This is a genomic window from Arenibaculum pallidiluteum (genome assembly GCF_017355985.1).
Taxonomy (GTDB): domain Bacteria; phylum Pseudomonadota; class Alphaproteobacteria; order Azospirillales; family Azospirillaceae; genus Arenibaculum; species Arenibaculum pallidiluteum.
In genome coordinates, this window is the sequence record NZ_JAFIQU010000019.1 from 55745 (window position 1) to 77572 (window position 21828).

At 70.0% G+C, this 21828-nt stretch carries 21 protein-coding genes; 10 read left to right on the top strand and 11 right to left on the bottom strand.

The features are described from left to right. Nucleotides 1–188: 188 nt before the first annotated feature. Nucleotides 189–623, top strand: a complete 435-nt coding sequence (locus JUB13_RS26160) for a hypothetical protein (RefSeq protein WP_207484367.1) — start codon at nt 189–191, stop codon at nt 621–623. A 30-nt stretch (nt 624–653) separates the two neighbouring features. Here the strand turns inward: JUB13_RS26160 and JUB13_RS26165 are convergent, their stop codons facing one another. From JUB13_RS26165 to JUB13_RS26185, 5 genes are all read right to left on the bottom strand, one after another. Further along, nucleotides 654–1943, bottom strand: coding sequence for an ArgE/DapE family deacylase (locus JUB13_RS26165; protein ID WP_207484368.1), 1290 nt, complete (start codon nt 1941–1943; stop codon nt 654–656). Between the two features lie 28 nt (nt 1944–1971). Beyond that, nucleotides 1972–3591 carry an ABC transporter ATP-binding protein gene (locus JUB13_RS26170; protein WP_207484375.1) on the bottom strand — a complete coding sequence of 540 codons (1620 nt, stop codon included), beginning with the start codon at nt 3589–3591 and terminating at the stop codon, nt 1972–1974. Continuing rightward, the gene (locus JUB13_RS26175) at nt 3591–4427 is read right to left on the bottom strand and encodes an ABC transporter permease (protein ID WP_207484376.1); all 837 of its coding nucleotides are present in this window, start codon (nt 4425–4427) and stop codon (nt 3591–3593) included. The genes JUB13_RS26170 and JUB13_RS26175 overlap by 1 nt, the downstream gene beginning before the upstream one ends. Then, nucleotides 4424–5401 (bottom strand): ABC transporter permease, encoded by a 978-nt coding sequence (locus tag JUB13_RS26180; protein ID WP_207484378.1) that lies wholly within the window; start codon nt 5399–5401, stop codon nt 4424–4426. The genes JUB13_RS26175 and JUB13_RS26180 overlap by 4 nt, the downstream gene beginning before the upstream one ends. Before the next feature lie 75 nt (nt 5402–5476). Continuing rightward, nucleotides 5477–7042: an ABC transporter substrate-binding protein gene (locus JUB13_RS26185; RefSeq protein ID WP_207484380.1), complete on the bottom strand. Its 1566-nt coding sequence runs from the start codon at nt 7040–7042 to the stop codon at nt 5477–5479. 153 nt (nt 7043–7195) lie between these two features. Here JUB13_RS26185 and JUB13_RS26190 point away from each other — a divergent pair, with 153 nt between their 5' ends. From JUB13_RS26190 to JUB13_RS26200, 3 genes are all read left to right on the top strand, one after another. Then, nucleotides 7196–8011, top strand: coding sequence for an IclR family transcriptional regulator (locus JUB13_RS26190; RefSeq protein WP_211115642.1), 816 nt, complete (start codon nt 7196–7198; stop codon nt 8009–8011). 27 nt (nt 8012–8038) lie between these two features. After that, complete coding sequence (locus JUB13_RS26195) at nt 8039–8356, top strand: cupin domain-containing protein (protein ID WP_207484382.1); 318 nt, start codon at nt 8039–8041, stop codon at nt 8354–8356. 109 nt (nt 8357–8465) lie between these two features. After that, the gene (locus tag JUB13_RS26200; protein ID WP_207484383.1) at nt 8466–9539 is read left to right on the top strand and encodes an Ldh family oxidoreductase; all 1074 of its coding nucleotides are present in this window, start codon (nt 8466–8468) and stop codon (nt 9537–9539) included. A gap of 78 nt (nt 9540–9617) precedes the next feature. On the opposite strand, the gene JUB13_RS32140 is transcribed toward JUB13_RS26200, so the two are convergent. The 3 genes from JUB13_RS32140 to JUB13_RS26215 form a co-directional block, all read right to left on the bottom strand. Beyond that, nucleotides 9618–10937, bottom strand: coding sequence for a sensor histidine kinase (locus JUB13_RS32140; RefSeq protein WP_207484384.1), 1320 nt, complete (start codon nt 10935–10937; stop codon nt 9618–9620). A 59-nt stretch (nt 10938–10996) separates the two neighbouring features. Next, on the bottom strand, nt 10997–11668 hold the full coding sequence (locus JUB13_RS26210; protein ID WP_207484385.1) for a response regulator transcription factor: 672 nt from the start codon (nt 11666–11668) through the stop codon (nt 10997–10999). 118 nt (nt 11669–11786) lie between these two features. Further along, entirely contained in the window at nt 11787–12503 is a 717-nt protein-coding gene (locus JUB13_RS26215) for a FadR/GntR family transcriptional regulator (protein WP_207484386.1), read from the bottom strand. Nucleotides 12504–12701: 198 nt separating this feature from the next. Between JUB13_RS26215 and JUB13_RS26220 the strand changes: the two genes are divergently transcribed. The 6 genes from JUB13_RS26220 to JUB13_RS26245 all read left to right on the top strand — a co-directional run bounded on the left by JUB13_RS26220 (nt 12702) and on the right by JUB13_RS26245 (nt 19573). After that, nucleotides 12702–13454 carry an SDR family NAD(P)-dependent oxidoreductase gene (locus JUB13_RS26220; RefSeq protein ID WP_328703027.1) on the top strand — a complete coding sequence of 251 codons (753 nt, stop codon included), beginning with the start codon at nt 12702–12704 and terminating at the stop codon, nt 13452–13454. 52 nt (nt 13455–13506) lie between these two features. After that, nucleotides 13507–14484, top strand: a complete 978-nt coding sequence (locus JUB13_RS26225) for a Bug family tripartite tricarboxylate transporter substrate binding protein (protein ID WP_207484390.1) — start codon at nt 13507–13509, stop codon at nt 14482–14484. A 28-nt stretch (nt 14485–14512) separates the two neighbouring features. Next, nucleotides 14513–14980, top strand: a complete 468-nt coding sequence (locus JUB13_RS26230; protein WP_207484392.1) for a tripartite tricarboxylate transporter TctB family protein — start codon at nt 14513–14515, stop codon at nt 14978–14980. Between the two features lie 4 nt (nt 14981–14984). Beyond that, nucleotides 14985–16487: a tripartite tricarboxylate transporter permease gene (locus tag JUB13_RS26235; RefSeq protein ID WP_207484394.1), complete on the top strand. Its 1503-nt coding sequence runs from the start codon at nt 14985–14987 to the stop codon at nt 16485–16487. 399 nt (nt 16488–16886) lie between these two features. Next, the gene (locus tag JUB13_RS26240) at nt 16887–18338 is read left to right on the top strand and encodes a TrkH family potassium uptake protein (RefSeq protein ID WP_236025238.1); all 1452 of its coding nucleotides are present in this window, start codon (nt 16887–16889) and stop codon (nt 18336–18338) included. Nucleotides 18339–18349: 11 nt separating this feature from the next. After that, nucleotides 18350–19573 carry an MFS transporter gene (locus tag JUB13_RS26245; protein ID WP_207484396.1) on the top strand — a complete coding sequence of 408 codons (1224 nt, stop codon included), beginning with the start codon at nt 18350–18352 and terminating at the stop codon, nt 19571–19573. A gap of 26 nt (nt 19574–19599) precedes the next feature. Here JUB13_RS26245 and JUB13_RS26250 read toward each other — a convergent pair whose 3' ends face one another. Genes JUB13_RS26250 through JUB13_RS26260 form a run of 3 tightly spaced genes read right to left on the bottom strand, consistent with a single transcriptional unit; the run spans nt 19600 to nt 21802 of the window. Continuing rightward, entirely contained in the window at nt 19600–20514 is a 915-nt protein-coding gene (locus JUB13_RS26250; protein WP_207484398.1) for a cupin domain-containing protein, read from the bottom strand. A 17-nt stretch (nt 20515–20531) separates the two neighbouring features. Then, nucleotides 20532–21482: an NAD(P)-dependent oxidoreductase gene (locus JUB13_RS26255; protein ID WP_207484400.1), complete on the bottom strand. Its 951-nt coding sequence runs from the start codon at nt 21480–21482 to the stop codon at nt 20532–20534. A 32-nt stretch (nt 21483–21514) separates the two neighbouring features. Further along, complete coding sequence (locus JUB13_RS26260) at nt 21515–21802, bottom strand: YciI family protein (RefSeq protein ID WP_207484402.1); 288 nt, start codon at nt 21800–21802, stop codon at nt 21515–21517. Nucleotides 21803–21828: the final 26 nt, after the last annotated feature.

The following is a 21828-nucleotide window of genomic DNA, read 5'->3' on the forward strand; positions in this document are numbered from 1 at the left end:
TCTGTAAGGATCATCCCACCCAGAGTGCGCCGCCGTGGTGACGACTATCACATCCTTGATTTTTTATTTACGGCTTTTGGCCGCTCGCGGCGTTCGGCCCGTCCCGGAAGAAAGCACCCCCTCCGGGCTGAGGTCGACCGTCCGCACCTGTTGATAGTCTTGGCGGCCCTTCGTAGCGGAGACATCGCATGCAGTCGCAGATCGCCAGTCTGCTGAACACCGACCTGGCCCAGGCCGCCGTCGCGCGGCACACCTTCCTGTCCATGGTCAAGGCGGCCCGGAGCCTCGGCGCCCTCGAGCGGGCCGGCTTCGAGGGGATGCTCCGCGCAAAGCTCCACGGCGCCCCGGGCCACGAGGCCGAATTCGTCGGCGCGGTGCTTGCCTGGCTTCAGGCCCACGGTCGCGGCGCGCAGGAGCCGCCCGCCGACGCCGGTCCCCAGCTTGCCGTCGCCGAGCATCACTGGCTCTCGGCCTTCGGCCATGCCCTCCGGCTCAGGCCGTCCGCACGGGGCCTGCTGGCCGAGATGATGGACCATGCCGCCGCCAACGAGCGCGACCCCGACATAGCCCGGGTGCATTCGGCCTATGCCGGGTTCTGCCGCGCCCTGGGCGTCGCGGACTAGGCGGCCGCGAGCGTTAGGACCCGCCGGCTCTCAGCCCGACACGGGCTCCACGCCGCACCATTCGGCGACGAAAAGCGCCATGGCCGTCGTGATGCGCCTCAGGGAAGCGATGCTGACACGCTCGTCGAAGGCATGGATGTTCTCGGAGTAGGGCCCGTAGCAGAGCGCCGGGACCTTGTCGTAGAGCGCGTAGACCCGCGTATCGAGATAGCCCGCCGTCATGAAGCTCTCGAGCGGACGTCCGGTCGCGGCGAGATGAGCGCGTCCCAGCGTGGCCTCGGCCTCGGAGCCGGGCTCGAGCACGTAGCCCTCCGCATGGAACCCGTTGAAGACGACGGCCGGCGGGTTGTTGGCGAGGAAGCTGTCGGAGCGCGCGAAGGCGGCGATCCGCTCGGAGATCTCCCTCGCCGCGTCCTGCGCCGCGATGCCGGGATAGATCCCGATGCGGCAGTCGATCCGGCACCAGCTCGGGACCGAGGAAGCCCAGTCGCCGCCTTCGATCTTCCCGATGTTCAGGTTGATCGGGTGCTCCTCCCGCTCGAAATGTTCGCGGCCGGCCTTGCGCCCGTTCCACTCCTCCTCGAGCCGGCGCAGTTCTGCAATCACGCGGTACGCCGCGTCGATGGCGTTCGCACCGCTGCCCATCTCGCGCACATGGGCCGGCAGGCCCCGCACCTCGACCTGGAACCAGATCACGCCCAGATTGGCGCGGACCAGCTTCTCGTCCTCGGGCTCGGGAATCAGGACGGCATCGGCCCTGTAGCCGCGCAGATGGGTCATCAGCGCGCCGTTGCCCGTTGACTCTTCCTCCACCACCGACTGGACGTAGAGCGTCGCCGCCGGCTGGACCCCGGCGCGCCGCAGCGCGTCGACGGCGAAGATATTGGCGGCATGCCCGGCCTTCATGTCCGCGCCGCCGCGGCCGTAGAGCCAGTCGCCCTCGATGGCCGGCTCGAAGGGCGGGCGGCTCCACATCTCCTCGGGGCCCGTCGGAACCACGTCCACATGGGCCTGCAGGATCAGCGAACGGCCCTTCTCCTCCCGCGGGCGGTGGATCCCGACCACGATCGGGGCGCGCGAATGCTCCTCGCTGAACGGCGATCCGCCGGGGTGCCGGGCGATCGCCGCCCGATCCATCTCGAAGCGGTCCATGGCATAGCCGCGGTCGCGCAGGGCCCGGAAGACGAAGTCCTGGACGGCATGCTCCTGCCCCCGCAACGACGGGAAGCGGATCATCTCCTGCGTGAAGGCAAGCTGTTCGGCGAAGCCCTGGTCGACGGCGGCAATGATGCGGTCGCGCAAGCCGGGATCGAGAGCCATGGCAGGAATCCTTCCTGGTCGGTGCGGTTCAGGGTGCCGGAATCGAGGCGAGCCGCCGCCCGCCGGGCACGGCCGCCAGCAACTGGCGGGTATAGTCGTGGGCGGGGTTGGCGAAGAGCGCCTCGGTGGGGCCCATCTCGACGATGGCGCCGCGCTGCATGACCGCGATGCGATCGCAGATCTGGGCTGCCACCCGCAGGTCGTGGGTGATGAACAGGATCGCGAGCCCGAGCTTGCCCTGCACGTCCTTCAGCAGCTCCAGGATCTGGGCCTGGACCGATACGTCGAGGGCGGACACCGCCTCGTCGGCCACGAGCACCTCGGGGTCGAGGGCAAGCGCACGGGCGATGCCGATCCGCTGGCGCTGCCCGCCCGAGAACTCGTGGGGGTAGCGCTCCGCCGCTCCGGCCGAAAGGCCGACGAGCGACAGCAGGTCCCGGGCGCGCTCCTCGGCCTTGGCCCTTGGCACGCCCTGGGCGATGGGTCCCTCGGCGATGATCCGGCCGACCTTGCGCCGGGGATTCAGCGAGGCGAAGGGGTCCTGGAAGACCATCTGAATGCGCCGCCGGTGCGGCCGGAGGGCACGCACGGAAAGGCCAGTAACCGCGAGCTCGCCGACCCGGACCGTGCCCTCGTCGGGCTCGACCAGGCGCAGGCAGCAGCGCCCGACGGTCGACTTCCCGGATCCGGACTCGCCGACCAGACCCAGCGTCTCGCCCCGCGCGATGTCGAAGGAGACGGAATCCACGGCCTTGACCCCGCGTCCCTTCACGAGGAAGCCGCGCGGCTTGTAGACCTTCGTCACGGCCTGGACCGCAAGCGCCGGCGCCCCCGCCGCCCGTTCCGGACGGCGCGGCGGAACAAGCGAGGGAACAGCGGCGAGCAGGCGCCGCGTATAGTCGTGCCGCGGCGCCGACAGCACGGCGTCCGCCGCGCCCTCCTCCACCAGCAGGCCCTGCTGGAGAACGGCGATCCGGTCGGCGATCTCGGCGACCACGCCGAAGTCGTGGGTGATGAAGAGAACGGCCGTCCCGTGGTCGTGCCGCAGCCTGTCGATCAGCCTCAGGATCTGCGCCTGGGTCGTCACGTCGAGCGCCGTCGTCGGCTCGTCCGCGATCAGCAGCTTCGGACCCAGCGCCAGGGCCGCGGCGATCATGACCCGCTGGCGCTGACCGCCCGAGAGTTCGTGCGGATAGGCGCGCGCGATCCGTGCCGGGTCCGGCAGCCCGACCTCGTCCAGCAGCGTCACGGCCCGCTCCAGCCGCTCCGCGCGGCTCAGAAGGCCATGGGCCTCGAAGGTCTCGGCGATCTGGTCCGCAACCCGCATCAGCGGGTTGAGCGAGGTCATGGGCTCCTGGAAGATCATCCCGACCTCCCGACCGCGCACGTCGCGCAGGGCCGCCGGGCCGAGCTTCAGCAGGTCTCGCCCGCCAAGCCGGATCTCGCCCGATTCCGGTCTCACGCCCTTGGGCAGCAGGCCCATTACGGCATGGGCGCACATGGACTTGCCTGACCCCGACTCTCCGACGATGCAGAGCGTCTCGCCGGCGCCGATCGTCAGGTCAATGCCGCTCACGGCATGGGGGCGGTCGGCCTGCGCGGGCAGCGCCAGGGTCAGGTTCCGGATCTCGAGGACGGCATCCGCCATCAGTCCCTCCCCCGTGCCAGCCGCGGGTTGAGCGCGTCGTTCAGCCCTTCGCCGACGAGGTTCAGGGCCAGCACCGTCAGGAAGATCGCGAGGCCCGGGAGGAAGCTGATCCACCAGGCATCCAGCAGCCGCGTGCGGCCCGCCCCGACCATGTAGCCCCAGGTCATCAGGTTCGGATCACCGAGCCCCAGGAAGGATAGCGAGGATTCCAGCAGGATCGCCGAAGCCACCATCAGCGAGCCCATCACGACGATGGGCGCGACGGTGTTGGGAAGCACCTGCGTGAGGATGATGCGCGGCGTGGACTGTCCCACGGTGACCGCCGCCAGCACGTATTCCCGGCTCCTCAGCGACATCACCTCGCCACGCACGAGCCGGGCCACCGGCGGCCAGCTCACGATCGCGATCGCGATCACGATCGAGGTCAGCGAGGGCTGCAGGATCGCGACGATCACGATCGCCAGTGCGAAGCTCGGGATGGTCTGGAAGAACTCGGTGAAGCGCATCAGCAGGTCGTCGGCGACGCCGCCAAGATATCCCGCGAGCGCCCCGACCGGCACGCCGATCATCAGCGACACCAGGGTCGAGACGAGCCCGATCAGCAGCGAGACGCGCGCGCCGTGCACCAGCCCGGCGGCGATGTCGCGGCCCAGCGTGTCGGTACCGAGCGGGAAGCGGTCCATCGCGAAGGGCGCCATGAAGGGCCGCCCGACCAGCCGCCAGGGCGAGGTCGGGTAGAGGCTCGGCCCCAGCAACGCCACGGCGATCAGGAGGACCAGCAGCACCAGGCCGATCAGGGCGCCCCGGTTGCGCGCGAAACGGGCGAGTCCGCTCATGCCCCACCCTCGATGCGCGGGTCGACGACGCGGTACAGCAGGTCGGTCACAAGGTTGAAGAGAATGACCATGGCCGACGAGATGAAGAAGACGCCCAGAAGCACCGAATAGTCGCGCTGCACCAGCGCCTCGTACATCAGGCGGCCGATGCCGGGCCATGCGAAGACCGTCTCCGTCAGCACCGCGCCGCCCACGAGCTGCCCGGCCTGCACCCCCGCCAGCGTGACCACGGGCAGGATGGCGTTGCGCGCCATGTGCCGCCGCGTCACGACCGCCGGGGAGAGCCCCTTGGCATGGGCGGTCTTCACGAAGTCGGCACCCGCGACCTCGAGCATGGAGGCGCGCATCATGCGGGCGTAGAGCGCCGTGAAGAACAGGCCGAGCGTGACCGCCGGCAGGACGAGATGGCGCCCGATGTCCAGGGCGCGCGCGGCGCCGGTCAGGTTGGCCCCGATCGTCTCGTAGCCGACGTTCGGAAGCCATCCCAGCTTCAGCGAGAACACGACCTGGCTCATCAGCGCGATCCAGAAGAGCGGCGTGGCATAGAAGATCAGCGCCGCCACGGTAATCGCGCTGTCGGAGGCGCGTCCCACGCGCCGGGCCGCAAGCGCGCCGAGCACGACGCCGAGCACGAGGGACAGGCCGAACGCCGCGCCAGTCAGCAGGAGCGTGGCCGGAAGCCGCTCGAAGATGACCTCGGCGACCGGGCGCTGCTGGCGGTAGCTGAAGCCGAGGTCGAGCGTCGAATAGCCCTTGATATAGACCCAGAGCTGCTCGGGGAGCGGCCGGTCGAGGCCGAAGCGTTCGCGGAGCTGCTCCAGGAAGACGGCATCCGCCGCCCCGGCCTCCCCTGCCATCACCTGTGCCGGGTCGCCCGGTGCGGCCCGGACCAGCAGGAAGTTCAGCACGGCGATGGCGAAGAGCACCAGGATGCCCTTGCCGAGCCGCAGCGCCAGAAAGCGGATCAAACCCATCGACGGACTGCCTCGCGAGCACCGGAACGGACGCAGGTCTGGACCGGGAGGCCCCAGGCCTCCCGGTGTCCGCCGCTACTCCTTCCAGGCGTCGCGGAAGCCGTCGTTGACCCCGATCGCCGTCGTGACGAGGTTCTTCACGTTGCAGCGGTGGATCGTGGGGAAGTCCATCTCCAGCAGCCACAGCACCGGCAGGTCTTCGGCGAGGATCTGCTGGACCTTGGTGTACAGCGTCTGCCGCTCCGCCTCGGTCGCCGCGACGGCGGCATCGGCGAAGAACTTGTCGGCCTCGGGGTTCGAGTAGCCGCCGACATTGCCAAAGGGGTTGCCCTTGGCGATGTTGCTGGAGACATAGCTGCGCGAGACGCCGATGGCGGGATCGCCGAGCTGGTACAGGAAGTTGAAGGTCAGGTCGAAGTCCCAGTCGCTGGTCTTCTGGACCCAGCCGGGAACGTCCGTCGTGACGATCTCGAGGTTGACGCCGACCTCGGCGAAATTCTGCTTCACGGCCTCGGCCCAGCGCGTCCAGGTCTCCCCGTAGGGCAGCGCCAGGAACTTGATGGTCTCGCCCTTGTAGCCGGACTGCTTGATCAGGTCCCGGGCCTTCTTGACGTCGTAGTCGTACTTCTTCACGTCGTCGGAATAGAACTTCGTCTTCGAGGAGATCGGCCCGGTGGGGATCTTCCCATAGCCGTTCCAGACGACGTCCTTGCCGAACTCGCGGTCGATCGCGTGCATCAGGCCCTGGCGGAACTGCTTGTTGCCCAGGATGCCATTGCGGTGGTTGACCGTGATCCAGGCGTGGGGAGCGAACATCTCCCAGCCCTTGGTGGTCACGCAGGTGTTGGGAAGCTGGGCGAGCCGCGGCACGTCGAAGATGTCGACCGAGCCGCCGGTCAGCACGTCGACCTTGCCGGTCTCGTACGCCACGGCGCGCGAGGCCGCGTCGGGGATGATCTGCCAGAACACCTCGTCCAGCGCCGGCTTGTCCTTGATCCAGTAGTCCTCGTTCCGCACGAGGTGGATGTAGGAGCCGCGCTTCCATTCCTTCAGCTTGAAGGGCCCGGTCCCGATGGGGGTGTTGTTCATCGGGTTGGCCTTGTAGTCCGTTCCCTCGTAGACGTGCTTGGGAACGATGGGCGCGGACGCGACCTCCATCGCGAAGAGCAGTGGGCCGAAGGGCTGCTTCAGCGTGATGCGCACCGTCTCGGCGTCGAGCTGCTCGATCTTCTCGACCTGGGCGTTGGCGATCGGGCGCCAGCGCGGATGCACCTCGCGCAGGAACTTGTCCAGGGTGAAGACCACGTCCTCGGCCGAGAAGGGCTTGCCGTCGTGCCACTTCACGTTCGGCTGCAGCTTGAAGGTGTAGACCTTCGCCCCGTCGGTGACCTCCCAGCTCCGCGCCAGGGATGGCTGCGGGTTCAGCTTCTCGTCGAAGCGCAGCAGGGATTCGTAGATGTTACCCGCCACCATGTTGGTGGGCCCGGTCTGGCTCAGCCCCTGCATCAGCATCGGCGGCTCGGGCGTCACGATCGCATGCACCGTGCCTCCCCGCTTCGGCGCCTGCGCCCAGCCGGCCGAACTCCCGAGCGCCAGGAGGGAAACGAACGCGGCGGCAGTCGCAATCCTCAGTGACGGCATCGGTGCACTCCGTTCTGCTGGTCGGGGAGGCGAAGGCGCGCGAGCGCCGCAACGCGGAAAGATTAGAACAGTGGTCGGGAATGGTGTCAAATGATGGTCATTAGTGTCATCGCTTGACACCCGGGCCACAGCCAGAGATCGTAGACGCGAACCTTGCAGACCGGAACCGTCGTGGCCGAGCCAGGCGAACGCCGAAAGATCGCAGCAAAGCCCGGTGTTCCGGTGGTGCGCGCGCTGGACCGGGGAATCGCGCTGCTCCGCTCGTTCAGCGCCGAACGGCCGAGACAGACGCTGACCGAGCTCGCGCGGTCGGCCCGCCTCGACAAGGGCACCGCGCGGCGGCTGCTGCACACCCTGGCACTGGGCAACCTGGTGGACCACGACCCTCGGACGGGGCTCTTCTCGCTGGCGGTGGGTGTCCTGGAGCTGGCCTCGGCGGTCGAGACCGGCCGCGACCTGCGCGAGGTCGCCGCCCCCTGGTTGGTCGAGGTCGCCGAACGGACCGGCGCGACCGCCTTCCTGTGGGTCCACCACGAGGGAACGGCGCTGTGCATCGAACGGGTCCGCACACCCCTCCCGGGGATCGACGCGTCCTGGTTCGCCGTGGGAAGCCGCACGCCGCTGAGCTGCGGCGGCGGACCGCGCGTCCTGCTCGCCTTCATCTCGCCCGAGGAGCGGCGGCTGGCGCTGTCGCTGGACATGCCGCAGCGCACGCCCGCCAGCCAGACCGACCCCGAGCTTCTGGGGCGGGAGGCCGAGCGAATCCGCGCGCAGGGCTGGGAGCTGGCGCTCGACGACTTCTTCGTGGGGCTGGCCGGGGTCGGCGTGCCGATCTTCGACCGGAGCGGCCGGCTTGCCGGCGCGCTGAGCATATCGACGCTCACCACCGTGGTGGTCGAAGATGGCAGACCGCGTCATCTGGCGCTTCTGAAGCAGGCGGCCGCCGAAATCGGCGCCAGGCTGTTCTGAGCCGAACGGACAGGAAAGGAGACGAGCATGGGAAGCGAGAGCGGTGCGTCGAGACCGAAGGCCGAGCCGACGGTGCAGTTCGACGACGCGGAGCTCCGCGTCACGCTGTGGAGCTTCGCACCCGGCGCCGAGACGGGATGGCACCGCCACGACCACGACTACCTCGTCGTCCCGCTTTCGGACGGCGAGCTGCTGCTGGAAACGCCCGACGGCCCCGTGCGGGCTGGCCTGAGCACCGGCGGTTCCTACCGGCGTCCCTCCGGGGTCGAGCACAACGTGGTGAATGCCAATGCATTCCCCTTCCGCTTCGTAGAGGTCGAGTTCAAGAAGCCGAACGGCGCCTGACAGGCCATGGCGGGCCGGAGCATGGCTAGCGGGCCTGCCCCTTCCGACCCATTGCGCCCGCGGGCGCCCTGTAGGATAGAGCCGCAGCAACCAGGGAGGCCATTGCCCGATGACTCACGACCACGCAGCTGGGGGTAACGCACCCCGCCACCGCCCCGGCGACCTCGTCGCCTTCGCCAGCGCGCTTCTGGCTCGCGCGGGACTGGACGGGGACAAGGCCGCAGTGGTGGCCGAGCTGCTGGTGGATGCCGACCTGATGGGCCATACGACGCACGGCCTGCAGCTCTGCGCGCCTTACCTGCGCGAGTTGGAGACCGGCAGCATGGCGCGCACGGGCATGCCGGAGGTCGTCTCCGACCGCGGCGGGGTGCTGACGCTCGACGGGCACCGCCTGCCGGGCGTCTGGCTGACGGCCCACGCCCTCGACCTCGCGCTGGAGCGGCTGCCGCGCCACGGCCTCGTCGGCGTGGCGATCCGCAACAGCCACCACATCGGATGCCTCGCGGCCTTCCTGCGCCGCGCCACCGAGCGCGGCGCCATGATGCTGCTGTTCTCCTCGGACCCCGCCGCGGCGAGCGTGGCGCCGTTCGGCGGGACGCGGGCGGTGTTCACGCCCGACCCGGTCGCGGTGGGCATCCCCACGGACGGCGACCCGATCCTGGTCGATGTCAGCGCCTCGATCACCACCAACGGCCTGACCGGCCGGCTCCACCGCGAAGGCGGCCGGCTGCCCCATCCCTGGCTGATGGATGCGCAGGGCAACCCGACCGACGACCCGGGCGTTCTCTTCGCCGACCCGCCGGGCACGATCCTGCCGGTCGGCGGCCTCGATCACGGGCACAAGGGGTATGGCCTGGCGCTGACGGTCGAGGCCGTGACCCAGGGCCTCGGCGGCTTCGGCCGCGCCGATGCCCCCAAGGGCTGGGGGGCATCGGTCTACCTCCAGCTCATGGACCCAGAAGCCTTCGCCGGCACCCCCGCCTTCGTGCGGCAGACCGGCTGGATCGCCGAGGCATGCCGCAGCAATCCGCCGCGCCCCGGCGTCGCGGCGGTACGCCTGCCGGGCCAGCAGGGCCTTGCCCGCCGGCGCGAGGCGATGGAGCATGGCGTGGCGCTGCACCCCGGCATTTTGGAGAGCCTGCGCGACTGGGCCGGGCGTTTCGGCGTGGACATGCCCGCCTGACGTCGGGAAGCACGGCCTCGAAGCGGGGGAACCGGCGGCGTTGCCGAGCGGCGGGACATCACGTCCCGGCATATGCGCTTACAGTGCCTGACCCGCCATGGCGGACAGGTCCGTGGCGTCGGCCGCTCGCCCAGGAGCGGCCGCCTCCCGGCACGAGGCCGGAAAGCGGATCAGGAACACGGATCCGGGCTGCCCGTCGCGCAGTTCGATCGAGGCTCCGTGGGCCCGCAGCACCTCGCGCACGATGTACAGGCCCAGCCCCGCGCCACCGCCGCCGCCGGACCGCTGGAAGGCCTCGAACACGCGGTCCCGCGCGTCCGCGGCCACGCCGATGCCGTCGTCTGCGACCTCGACGGCGCCGTCGTCCCGGACGCGCACCTCGACCGTGATGTTCGCTCCCCCGTGGGTCAGCGCGTTGCTCACGAGGTTCAGGAAAACGCCGCGCAGCGCCTGTTCGTCGCCGCGCAGGTCCAGCCGCGGCAGGGCCGTCTCGAAGGAGAGCGTGCTGCCGAGGCCGATCGCCAGCGGGCCCATCTCCGCCACCACCTCGCGCGCCAGCGCCACGATGTCGACAGGCCTTCGCTGGTCGGCACGCCCGTGATGCAGCCGCTCTACGTCGAGAAGCTGGTTCGTCAGCATGACCAGCCGCTTCACGTCATGGCGCAACGCCAGCTTCACCGAGCTCTCCGGCAGCTCGTCCAGCCGGACGCCGAGGATGGCGATCGGCGTCCGCAGCTCATGGGCCGCGTTGGCGATGAAGCGGCGCTGGCGCTCATGTTCCTGATCCAGCCGGGCCAAGGCAGCGTTCGTGGCGGTGACCAGGGGCAGAATCTCCGCGGGCACGCCAGCCTCCGGAAGGGCCGGCACCGGCTGCCCCGGCGTCAGCGCCGCGGCGGCCTCCGCGGCGCGCTGCACGGGCCGCAGCAGGAACCGCACCAGACGGACGGTGATCAGCGTGGTGCAGGCGGCGAGCACGAGGAGCGCGACCAGCCAACGATGAAGCCGGTCCGCGAGCCATGCGCAGATGCCGGCCCACAGGTCGCCGCGGTGATCACCGAACAGCACCCCGACATGCCCGCCCCTGGAGACCAGGTGGAAGGTCGCGCCATGCGAATTGACCCGGTCCCCGTCGAATATGTCGAGCGATCGAGCCGCCCCCCCTTCGATCTTCGTCATCCCGTCGACGGCGAAGAACCAGAAGCCCGGGTTCTCCGCCATGTAGGCCGCCAGTTCCGGGGAGGGCTCCAGGACGAGCCGGCCGCTGGCGTCGCGGAGGAGGGATTCGGCGAGCAGGGGCTTGACCTGTTCCCTGGCGACCCATTCGGCGAAGGACACCCCATCGGCCGTCAGCGGCTCCGCCAGCAGCACCAGGAGCCCGACCAGCGCAGGGAACGCCACCAGCCCCACGATCATCCGTCGGGCAAGGGAGGGTGATCGGCTTCCTGCCAGCGCGCGCATCATTCCGCCTTCGCCATGTAGCCGACCCCGCGGAGCGCATGGATCGCCACGCGGGCACCGGATTCGGCGAGCCGTCGCCGCAGGCGCGAGACGTGGGCGTCGAGGGTATTGGAGCTGGGAGCGTCATCGAAGCCGAACAGCGCCGCCTCGATGGTCTCGCGAAGCACGACGCGGCCGGCGCGCCGCAGCAGGACTTCCAGCAGCGCCAGTTCTCGCCGCCGCAGCTGCAACGGTAGCCCCCCAACCCGCGCCTCGCGCTGTACGGGGTCGAAGGCGAGAGCGCCGAGCGCCAGGAGCTCCGTCGGAGCGCTCTCCCGCCGCCGGGCCACCGCGCGCAGACGTGCCAGCAGCTCGTCCAGCTCGAAGGGCTTGGCCAGATAGTCGTCGGCGCCTGCATCAAGGCCTCTGACGCGGTCTTCCGTCTGCGCGCGGGCGGTCAGCACGATCACGGGCGGGCGGTGCGGCAGCGCGGCGATCTCCGGCAACAGGCTGACACCGTCCCCATCCGGAAGGCGGCGGTCCAGCAGCACGGCACGCAGGCCCGGATCGCGGATCGCCTCGCGGGCCTGGGTCAGATCGGGTACCCAGTCCACGACGAACCCGCGCCGGCCGAGCGCCGAGCGCAGGGCCAAGGCCAGTTCGTTCTCGTCCTCAACGAGCAGAATTCGCATCGGGCTTTCAATCCGGCAGCATCGCCAAGCCTCTGCCACCGTAGCATTGCCGCAGCCTGACATGCACCCGCGGCCCGGCGAGGGGCCCCCGCCACCGGCTCTGCACTCCAGCCGCGGGTCAGCCGCCGGCCTTGTTGCCGGCGCCCGCGGCAAGGCCCGCATGGACGCGGTCGAGGTGGCGGCGCATGGCTCGGCGCGCACGCGATGGATCCCGCCCCAGCAGGGCGTCTACGATGGCCTGGTGGTCGTCGATGGCGAGATCGCGCATCCGCGGCGTGCTGAAATGGTCCTCGAGCCGCCGGTAGAGCGGCCCGCGCTGGCAGTCCCAGAGCTCGGTCACCAGGTGCAGCAGCGCGCGGTTGCCGCTCGCCTCCGCGATGCGCAGGTGGAAGGCGCGGTCGGCGGGATGCCGGAGGTCGTACCGATGCTCGGCATCGCGCAGCGATGCCGCCGCGAGCACGACCCCCCGCAACTGCTCGTCGGTTGCGTTCTCGGCGGCCAGCGCCGCGGTTTCGCTCTCGACCAGCGCGCGCGCCGCGACGATGTCCAGCGGCGGCAGCCCGGCGCCGTCGCCGGGCGTCCAGTGATGCACGCGCGTCAGGGCGTCCGCCGTCACGAAGACTCCGCTGCCGACTCGGATGTCGAGGACCCCGCCGACTTCCAGCGCCACGAGCGCCTGGCGCAGCGAGCCGCGGCTGACGCCCAGCCGCACCGCCAGCTCGCGCTCCGGCGGCAGCCTGCCACCGGGCGGGTATTCACCCGAGGCGACCAGTGTCCGGAGCTGTTCGGCAATCTGCTCGTGCACGCGTCGGTGCTGAAGGACCTGGATCGGCATAGTCACCCGCTCGGGCTGCTGCGGCGCCCCGCCGTTGGCGGGATCTCTCAAATTTCAGTAGACACAACATTATGGTTCAGCGGTACGATGTTTGTACCAATTGCCGCGGTGCAGCCCAGGCGGCGCTGCATTCCCGGCCGCATCCGCGCCGGCGGGGCCACGCCCTGCCCATTGTCACTCGATCCAGGGAAACCCGACGTGAACCAGCTCGATCTCGGAGGCCGCGTGGCCGTGGTGACCGGCGGAGCGCGTGGCATCGGCTACGCCGTGGCCGAGCGCATCCTGCGCTCGGGCGGCTCCGTCTCGCTGTGGGACGTGGATGGCGCCCGGCTGGACGAATCGGTGCGTGCGCTCTCGGGCCTCGGCACCGTGGACGCAGCGGTGGTGGAGCTGACCGACGAGGCCTCGGTCGCCGCCGCGGCCGACGCGGCCGCGACCCGATTCGGCAAGATCGACATCCTGGTCAACAATGCCGGGATCACCGGCGGCAACGACGTCACCTGGCAGCTCGACCCGGCCGTGTGGCGCCGCGTCGTCGAGGTGAACCTGATCGGCCCGTTCCTGACCTCGCGCGCCATCGTCCCGCTGATGCTGGCCCGCGGATACGGCCGCATCGTGAATGTCGCCTCCATCGCCGGGAAGGAGGGGAACCCCAACGCCTCGCACTACAGCGCGTCCAAGGCCGGGCTGATCGCGCTGACCAAGTCGCTGGGGAAGGAGCTCGCCACGAAGGGCATCACGGTGAACTGCGTCACGCCGGCCGCGGCCAAGACGGAGATCTTCGCCCAGATGAGGCAGGAGCACATCGACTTCATGCTGTCGAAGATCCCCATGGGGCGTTTCCTGGAGGTCGAGGAGGTCGCGGGCATGATCGCCTGGATCGCGACCGAGGACTGCTCCTTCACCACCGGCGCCGTCTTCGACATCTCCGGCGGGCGCGCGACCTACTAGCGCGGGCCGCCAGGGCCACGTGAACCACCGAATGCATAAAGGGAGGAAAACAATGCGCAGACAGTTCCTGTCGGCCGTGGCCGCCGTGGCCGTGACGCTCTTCGCCGGGACCTTCGCGACGCCGAGCCAGGCCGCCTATCCCGAGCGACCGATCACCCTGATCGTGCCCTGGGGCGCGGGCGGCGGCACCGACGCGACGGCCCGCATCATCGGCACGCTGCTGGAGAAGGAGCTCGGCCAGCCCGTCAACGTCGTGAACCGCACCGGCGGCAACGGCGTGGTCGGGCACGCCGCGATCGCCGCGGCGCCCCGCGACGGCTACACGCTGGGCATGGCCACGGTCGAGATCGGCATGCTGCACTGGCAGGGGCTGACCGAGCTGACGAGCAAGGACTACACGCCGCTCGCCCTCATGAACTACGACCCCGCCGCGCTGCAGGTGCGCGCCGACGCGCCGTACAAGAACGCCAAGGAGCTGGTCGAGGCCATCAAGGCGCAGCCCGGGAAGTTCAAGGCATCGGGCACCGGACAGGGCGGCATCTGGCACCTCGCCATCGCCGGCATGCTGAACGAGCTGAAGATCGCGCCGAATGCGGTCGCCTGGGTGCCGAGCCAGGGCGCGGCGCCGGGCCTGCAGGACCTCATGGCGGGCGGCGTCGAGATCGTCCCCTGCTCGCTGCCCGAGGCGCGCTCGGTGATCGATGCCGGCCGGGTCAAGAGCCTTGTCACCTTCGGCAAGGAGCCGAACCCCGCGATGCCCAACATTCCGACCCTGAAGTCCGAGCTGGGCTTCGAGTACGACGTTGGCGCCTGGCGCGGGATCGTCGGTCCCAAGGGCCTTCCGAAGGAGGTCGGCGACCGGCTCGTCCAGGCCCTGGACAAGATCTACAAGTCCGAGGACTACAAGGGCTTCATGAACCAGCGCGGCTTCGGCATGCAGTATGCCGCGGGCGACCAGTTCGGCACCTTCATGGCGGACAGCGACGCGAAGCTCGGCACGGTCATGAAGGCCGTGGGCATCGCCAAGTAGTCGGCGGTCCGGAAGGCGGGCGCACGGCATGCGCATCAACGACGCCGTCACGGGAGGGGTGCTGCTCGCTTCGGCGGTGGCGCTCGGCCTCTACTCCAGCACCCTGCCCGCGACACCGGGGCAGGACTACGGCGCGGCCGTCTTCCCTATGGCCATCGCGATCCTGGTCGGCGGGCTGTCGCTGTTCCTGATCGCGTCGGGCGCACGCGCCTGGCGCGGCGTCGTCGAGCTGCCGGACAGGGAACGGTCCTTCCACGGCCCGGCCAAGTTCGCGCTCGCCTTCGGGTCCGTGCTGTTCTACCTGCTGGCCGCGGAGCCGCTCGGCTTCGCGGTCTGCTCGGTGCTGATCGTCTTCGCGCTCTGCGTCTCGCTGGGCACGCGCTGGTGGATGGCGGCCTTGGTCGCCCTGGGCATCACGGCCGCCATCCACGTGACCTTCTCCGATCTGCTGAAGGTGCCGCTGCCCCTCGGTATCCTCGCCCCTCTGGTCCGGTGACGGAATGGATGCGATTCTCCTCGCGCTCCGGATGGTGTTCGAGCCGTCGGTGCTGCTCACCATCACGCTGGCCGCCGCGTTCGGCCTGGTCGTCGGCGCAATTCCGGGCCTGACCGCCACCATGGCGGTAGCGCTGCTGGTGCCCGTGACCTTCTTCATGGACCCGGTTCCCGCCGTCGGGGCGATCGTGACCTGCTCGGCCATGGCGATCTTCGCCGGCGACATCCCGGGTACTCTGCTGCGCATCCCGGGCACGCCGGCCTCGGCCGCCTATACGGACGAAGCCTATGCCATGACCCGCAAGGGCCAGAGCGAGCAGGCCCTGGGCGCCAACCTGCTGTTCTCGGCGGTCGGCGGAATGTTCGGCACCGTCGTGCTGATCCTGGCCGCTCCCACGCTGGCCGAGGTGGCCCTGCAGTTCAGCTCCTTCGAGTATTTCTGGATGGCACTGCTGGGCCTGACCTGCGCGGTGTTCATCGGCACGGGCTCGCCCGTGAAGGGGCTGATCAGCCTGTGCATCGGCCTGTTCGCGGCCACCATCGGCCTGAACAACCCTGCCGGCCTGCCGCGCCTGACCTTCGGCAGCCCGGACCTGCTGGGTGGTGTCAACTTCATCGCGGCCATGATCGGCATGTTCGCCGTGGCCGAGGTGTTCCGGCACATGCTGTCGCCGACGACCACCGAAGGCGTGCCGCAGTCGGTCGCCGGCAACCTGTTCCGCGGATGGGGCGCGCTGCTGCGGCGGTACTGGGTCCAGCAGGTGCGCGGCAACGTGGTCGGCACCGCGATCGGCGCACTGCCCGGTGCCGGCGCCGATATCGCCGCCTGGGTCAGCTACGCCATGAGCAAGCGGCTGTCCAAGACGCCCGAGAAGTTCGGGACCGGCCATGCCGAGGGGATCATCGAGAGCACCTCGTCAAACAACGCGGCCCTGGCCGGTGCTTGGGTGCCGGCGCTGGTCTTCGGCATCCCCGGCGATTCCATCACCGCCGTCGCAATCGGCGTCCTCTACATCAAGGGCATGAATCCCGGCCCGACGATCTTCATCAACTCGCCGCAGAACATCTATGCGGTATTCATCGTCTTCATCCTCGCCAACCTGATCATGATCCCTCTGGGCTGGGCGGCCATCAAGATGGCCCGGCACATCCTGCGAGTTCCCCGCAGGATCCTGATGCCGTGCATCCTGATGTTCTGCATCGTCGGCGCCTTCGCCATCGAGAACACCCCCTTCGGCATCGTCGTGATGCTCGTCTTCGGCCTGCTGGGCTTCCTGATGGAGGAGAACGGCTTCCCGGTGGCGCCCGCGATCCTCGGCCTTGTCCTGGGCCCGCTGCTGGAGGAGAACTTCGTCACCTCCATGATCAAGGCGGACGGCAGCTTCCTCGGTTTCTTCGAACGCCCGATCGCAGCCGGGCTGGGCATCGTGACCATTGCGATCTGGCTCTCGCCGATGCTGATCCGCGCCCTGCGCCGGCCGCCTGCTAGACGGGGCGAGGCGACGTGAGAAGCGGCCCGGAAGGCCCGTCCCGCGTGGACGGCGCCTGCCGGCCGGGGCGCCGCGGGCCACCGTGAGCCACCCTGCGGCCGCCTCGTTGCGGGCCGCAGGCGGCGCATGGGCCCCAGATCGGGCTCGACGCCCGTTCGCAACCGGGCGATGTTCACGGGCACGCTGACGATCCACCGCAACGGCTGTTTCCGCTCCATGTCGCTCACCCTTTCCCGCGCCTGGCCTCGGCCTGCCGGCCGACCGCGGCCTGCCCCCGGCGTCTGCACCACGGAAGTCGCAGCGCCGGTCCGGTCCGCGCGCTCGGCGACGGCGTGTATCCGCGATCCCGGCGGCGAAGCGGGACCCGGGCGGGCCCGGCCGGCAGCCAGCCACGGCCGCGCGGCATAAGGGAACCCGATGCGGTCCATCATCCATGTGGTCGGATGGCTTCTCGTCGGCGAGGCCGCGGCAATGGCCGTTCCCGCGGCGGCGGACGGGCTTGCGGGCTCCTCGGACTGGACGGCCTTCGCGATCTCGTCCTTTGTGACCGCCGGCGTCGGCGGCGCCCTGGTCCTTGCCTCGGGAGGGAAGAGGCCGGGAACGGTCACCGTCCGCGAGACCTTCATGCTGACGACGCTCGCATGGACGGTCCTGTCCGTCTTCGCGGCGCTGCCCTTCGCCTTCTCCTCCACCAAGCTGTCGGTGGTCGATTCACTCTACGAGGCGACATCGGGCCTCACCACCGCGGGAGGCACGGTTATCGTCGGGCTGGATGCGCTGCCACCTGGCCCGCTGCTGTGGCGCATCCTGCTGAACTGGATCGGCGGCATCGGCATCGTGGCGATGACGCTCCTGGTGTTCCCGTTCCTGCGTGTCGGCGGCATGCAGCTCTTCCGTACGGAATCCTCGGACCGGTCCGACAAGCTGTTCGGCCAGGCGCAGGATCTCGCGGCCACGATCGCGACCGTCTACGTCACGCTGACCATGCTCTCCGCCCTCGGGTTCTACCTGGCGGGCATGCCCTGGTTCGACGCGATCGCCCATGGAATGTCCGCCGTGTCCACCGGCGGTTTCTCGACCCGCGACGCCTCGCTGGCCGCCTTCCCCGGCGTGGCGCACTACTGGGTCGCGACCGTCTCGATGATCGCCGGTGCGCTGCCGATGACCTATTACGTGCGCTTCTGGCTTCAGGGCCGCGAGGCCTTCCACGACCAGCAGGTCAGGACCTTCATCAGCTTCCTGCTGGCAGCCTGGGCCGTCATGGCCGGCTGGGCCATGTTGCAGACCGATCTTCCGGACGAGATGGCCGTCCACGAGATCCTTGCCCACGTCGCCGTGAACGTCACCTCGGTCGTCACCACGACCGGGCTGGCATCGGACGACTACGGTGCCTGGGGCGGGTTCGCAACGGCCGCGTTCTTCGCCCTGTTCTTCGTCGGGGGCTGCACGGGGTCCACCAGCGGGTCGATCAAGATCTTCCGCTGGCAGGTCCTGATCCTGTCGCTGCGCGCGCAGCTGCGCCGGATGGTGACGCCGCACCGGGTCACGATGGTCATCTACGCGGGCAAGGCGTTGACCGATGACGTGGTGCAGTCGGTCGTGAACTTCGTCGTGGTCTTCGTGCTGGCCTTCGCGGCGCTGTCCCTGGCTCTGGCCTGGACGGGACTGGACTTCCTCAGCGCCACGAGCGCCGTCGCATCCGCGCTTTCCGGCGTCGGCCCCGGCCTCGGGGACGTGGTCGGCCCCGCCGGCAACTACACCTCGCTCTCGCCCGCAGCGAAGCTGACGCTGTGCTTCGCGATGCTGCTCGGACGTCTCGAGGTCCTGACGGTGCTCGTCCTGCTGACCCCCGGCTTCTGGAAGCGGTGAGCGTCCCTGGCATGCGGTTCCTGCGGTTCCTCGGCGAGAATGCCCGCTGGCTGGCGGCGGGCTACCTGCTCTTCTTCTTCTCCGCCTTCGGGCAGACCTACTTCATCTCGCTGTCGGCAGGCGACATCCGCCGCGAATACGCACTCTCCCACGGCGGGTTCGGCGCGCTCTACATGGGGGCCACCCTGGCGAGCGCGCTGACGCTGACGCGCTTCGGCCAGATCGTCGACCGCTGGAGCCCGCGCCGCGTCGCCGTGCTGATCGTGCCAATGCTGGCGCTGGCGACGGCGGCCATGGCGCTGTCCCGCCATGTGGCGCTGCTGTTCGCCACGATCTACGTGCTGCGCCTGTTCGGCCAAGGGATGATGTCCCATACCGCCTTCACGCTGATGGGGCGGTGGTTCTCGGCGCAGCGCGGACGGGCGGTGACGCTGGCGACCCTCGGCCTCAACACTGGCGAGGCGCTGTTCCCGCTGGTCTTCGTCGCGCTGGCCGGGGCCGTCGGATGGCGCGACACCTGGCTGCTGGGGGCGGCCGTGCTGATCCTTGCGGCGCTGCCGGCGATCGCCGCGCTGACCGCCGTGGAGAGGACGCCGCGGGCCTCCGACCCCTCTGCCCCCGCCGCGACGGCGCGCGACTGGACACGGGCCGAGGTGCTGCGCGACCCGCTCTTCTATCCGGTGCTTCTGGCCATGATGCCGCCGGCCTTCATCGGCACGGCGATCTTCTTCCATCAGGTCCACCTGGTCGAGCTGCGCGGCTGGTCGATCGGGATCTTCGCCTCGTCCTTCTCGCTCTACGCGGCCATGACCGTCGCCTGCGCGCTGCTGGCGGGACAGCTCGTCGACCGGTTTTCGGCGGTCGCGCTGCTGCCTCTGTACCTTCTGCCGATGGGGCTCGCCTGCCTCGTCATCGGCACGATGCCGGAGCAATGGGCGGTCTTCGCCTTCATGGCGCTGTACGGCGTGTCCAACGGCTTTTCGCTGGCGCTCTTCGGCTCCCTGTGGCCCGAGATCTACGGAGTGCGGCATCTCGGCGCCATCCGGGCGCTGGTCACCGCGTTGCTCGTCTTCGCCTCGGCCGTGGGCCCCGGCCTCACGGGAACGCTGATCGATGCCGGCATCGCCTATCCCGCGCAGGTCGCGGCCATGGGCCTCTACTGCATCGTCATTTCGCTGGCGATGCTGCCGGTCCGGCGACGCCTGAAGGCCCGGGCGGGCGCGTTGCCGTCCTGACGCCCGAGGCCCCCCGAGAGCGGCCGCTAACCCCGGTCCGGCGGCCCGGCGGCGGCGAGCTTGGCCTCGAGGTATTCCCAGTCGCGGCTGAAGCGGTAGGAATGGCGTGCCGGCGGCTGGGGCGAGGAGGTCTCCAGCCAGCGGACGGTCCGCTGGGTCCTGTTGACGAAGCCGTGGATGCAACCGACGCCCGTCCAGAAGACGTCGCCCTCCCCGAGGACATAGGTCGCGCCGTCGGCGGTGGCCTCGACCTCGCCCTCCAGGATCACGTACGCCTCCTCCAGCGGGTGGTCGTGCGGATGCGCGACGCCGCCGGGCTGGTACTCGACCATGAACATCGTGGCCAGCGCCGCCGACAGGCGCTGGTCGACCAGCATCTTCACGGCGATGCCGCTGTAGGCCAGCAGCGCGGTCGCCATGCTGGCCGAGACCGTCGGCGCGTCCACCCGGGCGCCGACTTTCAGCTTGTCGAGCGTGATGTCGTCATTCCTCATCCGGAACAGGTGGCGGGCGCGCGGGTCCCGGATGTCCAGGGGCTCGCGCTCCGCATAGCGGGGCGGGCCCAGGAAGAATGTATCCGTGGGCTCGCCGGACCCGCGGGGGATCGGCGTCGACAGGTCGATCCAGGCCGCCGTCCCATCGGCGGGCCCGAGCCAGGCATGGCTCGTCCCGACCGGCACCACCCCGCAGCTTCCCGGCACCAGCGGGAAGGCCCTGCCGTCGAGGACCAGCGTCGGCTCACCCGCCGTGATGTAGAAGTACTCCTCGAAGCTCTGGACGTGGGTGTCCACATGCCCGCCGGCCTCCAGCCGGCAGGCGCTCAGCCCGGTATGCACGGCGCCGGCCGCCCGGTCGACGAGCGGGGCACGCCTGAATCCCGCCGAATGGCCGGGATAGGCGGGCATGGGGCGGATGTCGACGGCGCGCAGGACATGGTGCATGGATGGCATCCTTCCGGTCAGCCGGGCTCGCCCAGGCCGGACAGCCGCTCGGCGTGGCGCACGACGGCGATCAGGTCGGCCTCCCCGTCCCCTTCGGCGATCAGCGCCGCGTAGGTCTGGCGCAGCAGTGCGGCAAGCGGCACCGGGACGTTCGCCTGCCCGGCCGCGTCGAGGATCAGGTCGAGATCCTTGGCCATCTGCCGGCACGAGAAGGTCGGCGTGAAGTCGCGCGCGGCCAGCGGGCCCACCTTGTACTTCACGAAGGGCGAGGCGACGGCGCTCTCGCAGAGCACCGCCAGCATGTCCTGCCAACCGACATTGCCCCGCCGCGCCAGCGCCAGCGCCTCGGCCATCATGCCGGCCGAGGCCGCGATCATCAGGTTCACCGCGAGCTTGGCGTAGCGCGCCTCCTCGCCGGGGCCGAGATAGGTCTGGGCCCGGGTGAAGCAGCCGAGATCCGGCAGCACGGCCTCGAAGGCGGCGCGCGGGCCCGAGGCGAAGCAGGTGACCGCGCCCGTCTCGGCCAGGGCGGAGCTGCCGGATATCGGCAGCCTCAGGCAGGCGATGCCCCGCCCCTCGGCCGCGCGGGCGACCTCGGCCGAGGCCTCGGCGCCGACCGTGCTGGTCTCGACCAGGATGGAGCCCGGCTCCATCAGGGCGAGCAATCCGCCTCCAGCTCCTCCGCCCGTTGCTCCTCCCGCTGCCCCTCCCTCTGCCCCGCCGGCGCCCAGGAGGACGGTGCGCAGCACACCGTCATCCGGCAGCGAGGTGAACACCACGGCCTTGCCGCGGACGGCCTCGGCAGCGCTGGCCGTGACGCCGATTCCCGATCGCGACGCCAAGTCCAGCCGAGCCGGATCGGTATCGTATCCCATAACCCCGCGCCCGCCGGCCACGAGGCGCGCGGCCATGGGAAGCCCGAGCTTCCCCAGCCCGATCCAGCCGATCGCGCCTGAATCCATGGTCATGTTGCCGCCCTCCGCCAGACCCGCATGCACCCTCAGCCCTGCCGGCGGATGAAGCCGGTGATCGTCACGCCCTGCCAGATGCCCGCTCGGTGGAACGGGTCCGCGGCGTTGAACCGCTCGACCGCGGCGCGATCGGGCGCCTCGACGACCAGGAGGCTGCCGACCATGGTCTCGCCGTCATCGGCGACGAGCGGCCCCGACATCACGATGCGCACCCCGAATGGGCTGGTATCCGCCAGGAACCGCTTGTGCTCGTCGTAGTTCACAAGCCGCGTCGGCAGCGCCCCTGGCTTGTCCAGGGCATGGATCGCAAAGAGCATCTGACCCTCCTCGAATGTCCGCGGAA

What these genes read in the sequence shown, in the direction of transcription:
- JUB13_RS26160 (WP_207484367.1), top strand. Translation starts at nt 189, where the DNA reads ATGCAGTCGCAGATCGCCAGTCTGCTGAACACCGACCTGGCCCAGGCC.
- JUB13_RS26165 (WP_207484368.1), bottom strand. Translation starts at nt 1,943, where the DNA reads ATGGCTCTCGATCCCGGCTTGCGCGACCGCATCATTGCCGCCGTCGAC.
- JUB13_RS26170 (WP_207484375.1), bottom strand. Translation starts at nt 3,591, where the DNA reads ATGGCGGATGCCGTCCTCGAGATCCGGAACCTGACCCTGGCGCTGCCC.
- JUB13_RS26175 (WP_207484376.1), bottom strand. Translation starts at nt 4,427, where the DNA reads ATGAGCGGACTCGCCCGTTTCGCGCGCAACCGGGGCGCCCTGATCGGC.
- JUB13_RS26180 (WP_207484378.1), bottom strand. Translation starts at nt 5,401, where the DNA reads ATGGGTTTGATCCGCTTTCTGGCGCTGCGGCTCGGCAAGGGCATCCTG.
- JUB13_RS26185 (WP_207484380.1), bottom strand. Translation starts at nt 7,042, where the DNA reads ATGCCGTCACTGAGGATTGCGACTGCCGCCGCGTTCGTTTCCCTCCTG.
- JUB13_RS26195 (WP_207484382.1), top strand. Translation starts at nt 8,039, where the DNA reads ATGGGAAGCGAGAGCGGTGCGTCGAGACCGAAGGCCGAGCCGACGGTG.
- JUB13_RS26200 (WP_207484383.1), top strand. Translation starts at nt 8,466, where the DNA reads ATGACTCACGACCACGCAGCTGGGGGTAACGCACCCCGCCACCGCCCC.
- JUB13_RS26210 (WP_207484385.1), bottom strand. Translation starts at nt 11,668, where the DNA reads ATGCGAATTCTGCTCGTTGAGGACGAGAACGAACTGGCCTTGGCCCTG.
- JUB13_RS26215 (WP_207484386.1), bottom strand. Translation starts at nt 12,503, where the DNA reads ATGCCGATCCAGGTCCTTCAGCACCGACGCGTGCACGAGCAGATTGCC.
- JUB13_RS26225 (WP_207484390.1), top strand. Translation starts at nt 13,507, where the DNA reads ATGCGCAGACAGTTCCTGTCGGCCGTGGCCGCCGTGGCCGTGACGCTC.
- JUB13_RS26230 (WP_207484392.1), top strand. Translation starts at nt 14,513, where the DNA reads ATGCGCATCAACGACGCCGTCACGGGAGGGGTGCTGCTCGCTTCGGCG.
- JUB13_RS26235 (WP_207484394.1), top strand. Translation starts at nt 14,985, where the DNA reads ATGGATGCGATTCTCCTCGCGCTCCGGATGGTGTTCGAGCCGTCGGTG.
- JUB13_RS26240 (WP_236025238.1), top strand. Translation starts at nt 16,887, where the DNA reads ATGCGGTCCATCATCCATGTGGTCGGATGGCTTCTCGTCGGCGAGGCC.
- JUB13_RS26245 (WP_207484396.1), top strand. Translation starts at nt 18,350, where the DNA reads ATGCGGTTCCTGCGGTTCCTCGGCGAGAATGCCCGCTGGCTGGCGGCG.
- JUB13_RS26250 (WP_207484398.1), bottom strand. Translation starts at nt 20,514, where the DNA reads ATGCACCATGTCCTGCGCGCCGTCGACATCCGCCCCATGCCCGCCTAT.
- JUB13_RS26255 (WP_207484400.1), bottom strand. Translation starts at nt 21,482, where the DNA reads ATGACCATGGATTCAGGCGCGATCGGCTGGATCGGGCTGGGGAAGCTC.
- JUB13_RS26260 (WP_207484402.1), bottom strand. Translation starts at nt 21,802, where the DNA reads ATGCTCTTTGCGATCCATGCCCTGGACAAGCCAGGGGCGCTGCCGACG.